Annotated in this window: 5 protein-coding genes and 1 pseudogene; all 6 read right to left on the bottom strand. The window is 71.0% G+C overall.

Annotated features, from left to right (window positions below):
* Positions 1-86 (bottom strand): annotated as a pseudogene (locus KH616_RS25430) (3-oxoacyl-ACP synthase); the annotation flags it as partial.
* An 8-nt stretch (positions 87-94) separates the two neighbouring features.
* The gene (locus tag KH616_RS19860) at positions 95-1,303 is read right to left on the bottom strand and encodes a beta-ketoacyl-[acyl-carrier-protein] synthase family protein (protein ID WP_292249845.1); all 1,209 of its coding nucleotides are present in this window, start codon (positions 1,301-1,303) and stop codon (positions 95-97) included.
* 73 nt (positions 1,304-1,376) lie between these two features.
* Positions 1,377-2,249, bottom strand: a complete 873-nt coding sequence (locus KH616_RS19865) for a polysaccharide deacetylase family protein (RefSeq protein ID WP_292249846.1) — start codon at positions 2,247-2,249, stop codon at positions 1,377-1,379.
* Positions 2,246-4,738 carry an MMPL family transporter gene (locus KH616_RS19870; protein WP_292249847.1) on the bottom strand — a complete coding sequence of 831 codons (2,493 nt, stop codon included), beginning with the start codon at positions 4,736-4,738 and terminating at the stop codon, positions 2,246-2,248. The genes KH616_RS19865 and KH616_RS19870 overlap by 4 nt, the downstream gene beginning before the upstream one ends.
* Positions 4,738-5,367, bottom strand: a complete 630-nt coding sequence (locus KH616_RS19875; protein WP_292249848.1) for an outer membrane lipoprotein carrier protein LolA — start codon at positions 5,365-5,367, stop codon at positions 4,738-4,740. Before KH616_RS19875 ends, KH616_RS19870 begins: the two co-directional genes overlap by 1 nt.
* A 3-nt stretch (positions 5,368-5,370) precedes the next feature.
* Positions 5,371-6,348: an acyl-CoA synthetase gene (locus KH616_RS19880; RefSeq protein ID WP_292249849.1), complete on the bottom strand. Its 978-nt coding sequence runs from the start codon at positions 6,346-6,348 to the stop codon at positions 5,371-5,373.
* Positions 6,349-6,406 lie beyond the last annotated feature (58 nt).

Consider the following 6,406-nt stretch of genomic DNA (forward strand, 5'->3'; position numbering starts at 1 on the left):
CCGGCGAGTACGTCGGCGGCCTGGGGCCAGTCGGTCAGCCCGGGGCCGACGAGGCCGATGCTTTCGATAAAGGCGCGGAGCTTCATGGCGGGGTTCAGCGGCGCACGCCGTCTGCGCGGCCGAAGATCAGGCTGCAATTCGTGCCGCCGAAGCCGAACGAATTGCTGAGGACGGTGCGCACGCGCGCAGGGCGGCTCGTCAGCACGTAGTCGAGCGCGAACGCGGGATCGACGTGCGTCGTGTTGATGCCGGCCGGCAACAGCTGATCACGCAACGCGAGCGCCGCGATCACGGCTTCGAGCGCACCGGCCGCGCCCAGCGTATGGCCGGTCGCGCCTTTCGTCGAACTGCACGGCGTGCGGTCGAACAGTGCGCCGACCGCGCGGCTTTCCGCCGTGTCGTTGCTCGGCGTCGCGGTGCCGTGCAGGTTGACGTAGTCGATCGCGCCCACGTCGAGGCCGGCCGATGCAAGTGCCTGCTCGATGGCGAGGCGCGCGCCGAGGCCTTCCGGATGCGGCGACGACATGTGATGCGCGTCGCTCGATTCGCCGATGCCGAGCAGCAGGATCGCATCGTCGTCGAGCGTGCCGGGTTCGGGCGCACGTTCGACGAGGGCGAAGGCTGCGGCCTCGCCGATCGAGATGCCGTCGCGCGCGACGTCGAACGGCCGGCACGGCCGGCGCGACAGCAGTTCGAGCGAGTTGAAGCCGTACAGCGTCGTCAGGCACAGCGAATCGACGCCGCCGACGACCGCGGCGTCGATCAGTCCCGCTTCGATCATCCGGCGCGCGGAACCGAAGACCTTGGCGCCCGACGAGCACGCGGACGAGATCGCCATCGCCGGGCCGCGCAGCGCGAAATACGCGCGCACGAATGCAGCCGACGAGTACGGGTTGTGGGTCTGCGCATAGCGGAAGTCCGCAGGCAGTGCGCCGCCGTGCGGATCGCGGTGCTGGTATGCGTGTTCGGTCTCGAGGATACCGGCGGTGCTGGTGCCGACGAACACGCCGACGCGGTCCGCGCCGTAGCGCGATGCCGCAGCTGCGACGCGTTCTGCGAAACCGTCCTGCGTGAACCCGATCTGCGCGAGGCGATTGTTGCGGCACGCGAACGCGGCCAGGTCTGCGCGAACCGGCTGTGCATCCGCTCCCCGCACCTCGCCGATCCAGGTGTCGAGATCCGCGCGTTCGAAGTCGCATGGCGAGAGGCCGCCGCGCTGGCCGCGCAGTGCGGCCAGCGTCGCGTCGAGCCCGCGTCCGATGCAGCTGGTGGCGGTGAAGTGTGAGAGCAGGAGTGGTTTCACGAGGGTCGAATCCGGTTGCCGATCCGGGCGCCGCCGCATGGCGGAAAAGCGCGTCGGAAGCAGTCAAATTTTATCAAATGGCGCCCGGCGGACCGGCCGGCTGCGGCGGCTCGGGCGCGAGCGCCGCGCGCAGCGTCGTCCAGTGCAGTTGCGCGTCGGCGGCGGCGCGCAGCACGGCCGGCAGGACATCGAGCACGACCGGCTGCCCGCTGGCGTCGCGCGCGGCATGGCCGTCGTGGACGAGCAGGATGTCGCGTGGCGCGAGGCCGCGCAGCAGGCGGCGCGTCACCTCGCCGGCATCGCGTGTACGCGTGTCGAAGCCGCGCCGTGTCCAGCTCGCGAGCTGCAGGCCAAGCGCGCACAGTACTGGCTCGAGAAACGGATTGCGCAGGCCCGCGGGCGCGCGGAAGAACAGCGGCCGCGTGCCGCTGAGTTCGGTCAGGATGTGCTGGGCCGCTTCGATCTCGCGCCGCAATGCGCCGGGCCCCGACAGCGAGAAATGGTGACGGTGACGCAGGCTGTGGTTCTCGACCGCATGGCCGCGCGCGACGATCGCCTCGATCCACTGCGGATACCGGCGAGCGCGCTCGCCGATGCAGAAGAACGTCGCACGCGCGTCATGGCGATCGAGCAGATCGAGCACGCGTGGCGTGACGTCGGGATCCGGTCCGTCGTCGATGGTCAGCGCGATCCGGCGCCCCGCATCGTCCGGCAGGCGGATCCAGTTCGGGCCGAGCAGCGTGCTTGTCGGCCAGAGACCCGCCGCCGTCAGCACGAGATGCGAGCCGATCACGCTGCCGGCCGCCCAGGGCCAGACCGCCGGTTGCGCGGCGACGGCCGCGACCGCACCCGCGTGCAGTGCGATCGTGCCGGCGATCAGCGGCGTCGGTGTCCAGCGGCGTGCATCGCCGGGCGCGCCGGGCGAAAGCGGGGATGGCGCGTTCATGCGCGGCCTCCGTGACGGTGAGCGGCCTGGGCGATGGACGCGCTGCGCCCGGCCCGGGGCGCGAGGATTGCGGCGAACGCGAGCGCCAGCATCGCGCCGGGGCCGACGGTGAGGCCGAAGGTTTCGAGGAGCGGCACGCGCGACAGCGCGAGCAGGCCGAAGCCCGCGACCGTCGCCAGATTGGCGATCAGGAGCGAGACGAGCGTGTGCGGCGTGACGGGCTGCGCATCGTCGCGCTTGCAGAAGAACAGCGCGTAGTTCGAGCCGACCGCGACGATCAGCAGCATCCCGACGAGGTGCAGGATCGTCAGCGGGACGCCGGCGAGCGCGAAGCCCGCCGCCACGACCAGCACGGCTGCGACGAGCGGGGCGAGCGCGCGCGCGGCGCGCTGCGGTGAGCGCAACGCGATCAGCAGCAGCACCGCAATTGCGGCGAATCCGGCGAGCGACAGGCGGATGTCCTCGTGCACGTAGTTGACGTAGAGCCGGTCGGCCTCGGCCTTCATGTCGACGAACAGCGCATCGGGCACGCCTGCGCGGGCGAAGGCGTGCCGGATCGGCGTCGCGTCGAGGCTCGGCGCATCGGGCGCGGCGGCGGCAGCCGTTGCGGCGTCCGGCGCGCGCAGCGGCAGCATCGCGCTCCAGCGTCCCGCGCGCTCGCTCAGCAACGCATCGACGGCGAGCGCCATCGACGTGCCGCGCAAGTCCGCCCGCGTCAGCAGCGGCTGCCCGCGTGCGGCGTCGACATCGGCGATGAAGGGCGCGAACAGTTCCGGCTTCACGCTGATCGGCTGGTTCGCGACGGCGGCACGCATCCGCGTCGCGAGCACGTCCGCCGGCGGCAGGCTCGCGAGGCGCGCGCGCTGGGCGGCGTCGCTCGGCAGGTAGCGGGCGGGACTTTCGAAACCGGAGAGCACGCCGCGCTCGACAAGCGGCTGCAATTGCGCGGCAACCTTTTCTGCGCCTTCGAGCGCGGCCTGCTCGCTGGCGGCCGGGATCACGATCAGATAGCGCACGTCGGGCGCGCCGGCATCGGCGCGCAGGCGCGCGTCGAGCGCTTGGCTCTTTGCCGGCACCGGACTCAGCGCGGCAAGCTCGCGGCTCCACAGGCCGTCGCGGTGCCACGCGAGCGTCGCGACGGCGGCGAGCACCAGCACTGCGAGCGGCCAGCGCAGCCGCGGCGCGGCATGCAGGGCGCGCGCGAGCGCCGCGCCGAGCCGCGAGACGTCGCGGATCGCAACGTGATCGCCGCGCAGATGCGGCAGCACGAAGCGCGTGACGAGCGCCGCCGTCGTCAGACCGGCGATCGAATACAGCCCGAGCTGCACGAGACCCGGAAAGCCGGAGAAGAGCATCGACGCGAAGCCGCACACCGATGTCAGCACGCCGAGCCGGATCGTCGGCCAGTACGCGGCGACCCACGCGCGAAGGGCGTCTGCCGCACGCGTGGCAGGGCGCGAGCCGGCCGGCGCCGATTGCACGAACAGGTAGATCGAATAGTCGACGGCTTCGCCGATCAGCGTCGTGCCGAAGCCGAGCGTCAGGCCGTGCACGGTGCCGAACGCGACGCTCACCGCCGCGATGCCCGCCGCGACGCCCGACAGCACCGGCAGCAGGCCGAGCGCGAGGGTGCGCGGCGACCGGTACAGCGTCAGCAGCAGCGCGACAACCAGCACGAGGCTCAGTGTCGACAGCCGTTCGACGTCATGCCTGATCGCGTCGCGCGTATCGACGGAGAACACACCGGGACCGGTCATCGACAGCGTGCACGACGACGCATTCGGCACCGCATGCGCCGCGGCATCGAACGCGCGGCGCAGCGTGTCGATCGCACGCGCCTGCGCGTCGGTGTCGGAGCCGGCGGCGGCTGTCTGCGCGACCAGCACCGCACGCTTGCCGTCGCGCGACGCCCAGACGCCGTCGCGGCTCGCCGGCTGCGCGGCGCTGTCGAGCTGGCCGACCAGCGCGGCGATTTCGCCGGTCGGATCGCGCGGCAGCAGCGCCTTCGTGACGAGGCCCGCCGATGCGCTCAGCATATCGAGGCTGTCGCCGAGCGCCCGGTGCAGTCCGTCGACGGAAAAACGTTGCGGCGTGACCGCCGGGCTCAGCACGTAGCGATGGTCGAGCATGAACTGCTGGTCGCGCACCGCATTGACCGCCTCGCCGTTGTTGACTGCCGCGAACTGCGGATCGGCGCGCAGCGTGGCCGCGATACGGCGCGACAGTGCCGAGCGCGTCGCGGTATCGCCGCCATCGATCCCGACGAGGATCAGCCGCGAGACGAGGCCGTCCTGCAGCTGATCGACGAGCACGCGCTGCCCGGTGCTCGGCGCATGCGGCAGGAAGGCGGACAGGTCGGCGGTGAAGTTCGCCCGGCCGATCGCGACCCCGCATGCGAGCAGGAACAGCAGCCAGACGAGTACCGCGCGCCGTTCGAGCGCGCGGATGCCGCGTTGCGCGAGGGAGGCGTGGCGGGTCCGGTCGTCCATTACTGCGCGGGAACGGGTTGCAGCCGCATCAGCGAATGATCGCCTTCGGCCTGGCGGATCGCGACGCTACGCAGCGCGTCGCGCGTGCCGTCGAGCGTGATCGTGCTGACGACTTTCAGCATCCGCGAATCGAGCGGCGTGAGCGTCAGCGTCCAGTCGTCGCCGCGCCCGGCGAGCGCGACCTTGTACACCTGTTCGAGCGCGTAGCGATTGCCCGAGAGCGTCGCGCGGATGCTGTCGATGAACGCGCCCAGTTCAGGATAGCGGGCGAGCGGGAGCGTGTATTTGTGGCTGTTGCGCTCGACGGTGAGCATGTCGCCATCGACGACAAGATGTTCCGGCTTCGGCTTGAGCGTGTGCTTCTCGAGATGATCGGGCGCGACGAACACCAGTTCGCCCGACGACTCGACCGGCTGCGCGGCGATCGACAGATATTTCGTTTCGACGAACGTGGCGCGCCCGGATTTGTGTTGTGCGAGCGTGGACATCAGCCGGTCGAGGCTCCACGGTACGCCCGCGTCGGCGGCGCGAGCCGGCGCGGCGCCGAGTGCGGCCAGCGCGACCGTGGCGACGGCAAATGCGCGGGCGGCCCAGCGGCCCGCGCGCGAGTGGCGGCATAAAGCAGTCATGCGTCAGAGATCCCTCGTGGCGGGCCGGTCGGCGTGCGCGGGCGCGTCGGCGTGATCGTGACGCGCGCCGGCCGCGTTGCCGCCCTGCCAGAAATCGAAGTAATTGAACCAGTTGTACGGCGCCGCGCGGCAATGCTTGTCGAGCAGCGAGACGTAGCGCGACAGCGCCGCGTCGATCGCGGCCGCGCGCGCGTCGCGCCGAACCTCGGTGAAATCGGCGAGCGTCTCGAAGTGCACGTCGTAGCGATTGCCGCCGCGATAGAGGCCGGTCATGAAGATCACCGGACGCTTCAGCATCGCGGCCATGTACAGCGGACCGAGCGGGAACGCGGCCGGCTCGCCGAGAAACGCGAGGCGTCGCGACGAGGCGGCCGTATCGTCCAGCAGCGTGCGGTCGGCAAGCATGCCGACCATGCAGTTGCTGTCGAGGCGCTCACGTACCTTCAGCATCGAATCGATCTGCCCGAGGCCGATCACTTCCGGTTTCGCACGGGGATTCACGGCAGCGAGCGTCGCGTTGATCCTGCGCGCGTTCTGCTCGTACATCGTGACCACGACGCGCAGGTCCGGCCTCGTGCGGCCGAGCGCGCGCACCACCTCGAAGCTGCCGAGATGCGCGCCGATCAGGAACGCGCCGCGCCCGCCGGCGAGCGCCGCCTCGACGAGCGCCTGGCCTTGCAGGCGGATGTCGAACAGGTCGAAGCGTTCGTTCATCAGGTAGATGCGGTCGTGGATCGTCGCCGCGAACGTGTATACGTGGCGGTACACATCGCGCCAGCGCGCGGGGCGGCCCAGCACGCGGCGCAGATAGTCGCGCGACGCCGCGCAGGCGGCGGGCGAGAACAGCACGAAGTACGCGGCGATCAGATGCAGCACGACGCGGCCGGCCGGCCGGCCGAGGCGCAGTGAAATCCATGTCATCGCGCGCAGCAGCAGCGCGTTGCTGCGTTCCTGACGCCGGGCCCAGTCCGTGCGCTTCATGGTCGCGCTGCGTCCGGTGCAGCCGGCTGGGCGGACAGCACGCAGCTTGCGATGTCGC

It is taken from the genome of Burkholderia sp., from assembly GCF_018375725.1.
Taxonomy (GTDB): Bacteria; Pseudomonadota; Gammaproteobacteria; order Burkholderiales; family Burkholderiaceae; genus Burkholderia.

What these genes read in the sequence shown, in the direction of transcription:
- KH616_RS19865 (WP_292249846.1), bottom strand. Translation starts at nt 2,249, where the DNA reads ATGAACGCGCCATCCCCGCTTTCGCCCGGCGCGCCCGGCGATGCACGC.
- KH616_RS19870 (WP_292249847.1), bottom strand. Translation starts at nt 4,738, where the DNA reads ATGGACGACCGGACCCGCCACGCCTCCCTCGCGCAACGCGGCATCCGC.
- KH616_RS19875 (WP_292249848.1), bottom strand. Translation starts at nt 5,367, where the DNA reads ATGACTGCTTTATGCCGCCACTCGCGCGCGGGCCGCTGGGCCGCCCGC.
- KH616_RS19880 (WP_292249849.1), bottom strand. Translation starts at nt 6,348, where the DNA reads ATGAAGCGCACGGACTGGGCCCGGCGTCAGGAACGCAGCAACGCGCTG.